This window comes from Altererythrobacter sp. KTW20L, from assembly GCF_023501975.1.
Lineage (GTDB): Bacteria > Pseudomonadota > Alphaproteobacteria > Sphingomonadales > Sphingomonadaceae > Alteraurantiacibacter.
This window is the reverse complement of sequence record NZ_JAMFLH010000025.1, coordinates 1-1,646: the sequence shown is the minus strand read 5'-3', so window position 1 is coordinate 1,646 and position 1,646 is coordinate 1. Positions and strand designations below refer to the sequence as shown.

The 1,646-nt window shown below is 66.0% G+C and carries 1 protein-coding gene; it reads right to left on the bottom strand.

Annotated features, from left to right (window positions below):
• Positions 1-1,646: pyruvate, phosphate dikinase (locus M3P36_RS15035; RefSeq protein WP_249704522.1), on the bottom strand; the 1,646-nt coding region annotated here is incomplete at both ends.

Below are 1,646 nucleotides of genomic sequence, written 5' to 3'. Positions count from 1 at the left end.
GGCGTTTCGGCATTGGTCCGCACCTTCATCCGGCGGTGCTTGTCGGCCCATTGCATCAGCACGCCGAAGTGGCCGGCCAGCTCAGGCTCGATCATGCGCACTTCGCCCGCCATGACCTGACCGGTGGAGCCGTCGAGGGTGATGAGGTCGCCCTCGGCCAACGAACGCGAGCCGATGCGCAGGGTACGTGCGCCCATGTCGATCGACACGGCAGAAGCGCCCGACACACAGGGCCGCCCCATGCCACGCGCCACCACGGCCGCGTGGCTGGTCATCCCGCCGCGCGCGGTCAGGATGCCCTTGGCCGCGTGCATGCCGTGGATATCCTCAGGCGAGGTTTCCACGCGGACGAGGATCACCTTGTCGCCGTTGTTGGCCCATTTCTCCGCCAAGTCGCTGTCGAGCGCGATCTTGCCGCTCGCCGCGCCGGGTGATGCCGGCAAGGCGGTCGCCAGCACATCGCGCGGAGCATCGGGGTCGAGCATGGGGTGGAGCAACTGGTCGAGCGCCATCGGATCGACGCGGCGAATCGCGGTCACCTCGTCAATCAGGCCTTCCTCGACCATCTCCACCGCCATGCGCAAAGCCGCCTTGGCCGTGCGCTTGCCGCTGCGGGTCTGCAGCATCCACAGCTTGCCGCGCTCCACCGTGAATTCGATGTCCTGCATGTCGCGGTAATGGCGTTCGAGGAGGTCGAACACCTGCGCCAGTTCGCCGTAAGCTTGGGGCATGGCTTCTTCCATGCTGGGCAGGCTCGCCCCGGCCAGTTCGCGCGCGGCGCGGGTGAGGTATTGCGGGGTGCGGATGCCTGCCACCACGTCTTCGCCTTGCGCGTTGACCAGCCATTCCCCGTAGTATTGCCGCTCGCCGGTGGCAGGATCGCGGGTGAAGGCGACGCCGGTGGCGCTGGTATCGCCCATGTTGCCGAAGACCATGGCCTGCACGTTGACCGCCGTGCCCCAGTCACCCGGAATGTCGTTCAACCGGCGATAGACCTTTGCCCGGTCGCTATCCCAGCTATCGAACACCGCGCGGATTGCGCCCCACAACTGCTCGTGCACGTCCTGCGGGAATGGGTGGCCGAGTTCCGCTTCGGCGAGCCGCTTGTATTCGCCGACCAGTTCCTGCCAGTCGTCCGCTTCAAGTTCGGTATCCGAAAGGTAGCCGCGATCCTCCTTGGCGATTTCCAGCGCTTCTTCGAACATGCCGTGGTCGAGGCCGAGCACCACATCGGAATACATCTGGATGAACCGGCGGTAGGAGTCCCACGCAAACCGGTCATCGCCCGATACGCTCGCCAGCCCCTGCACAGTCGCATCGTTGAGGCCGAGGTTGAGTACCGTGTCCATCATCCCAGGCATGGAAACCCGCGCGCCCGAGCGGACCGAGACCAGGAGCGGGTCCGCCGCATCGCCGAAGCCCTTGCCGACAGAGCGTTCGATATGGGTCAGCGCTTCGGCCACTTCGGCGCGCAGGGCATCGGAAAAAGCCGCGCCATGCTGGAGGTAGGACACGCATTCTTCGGTCGTGATCGTAAAGCCCGGCGGCACCGGCAGGCCGATCTCGGCCATTTCCGCCAGGTTCGCGCCCTTGCCGCCGGTGATCGTCTTGTCGCGGCTGCGCGGGTCCGAATTCACCGCACCACC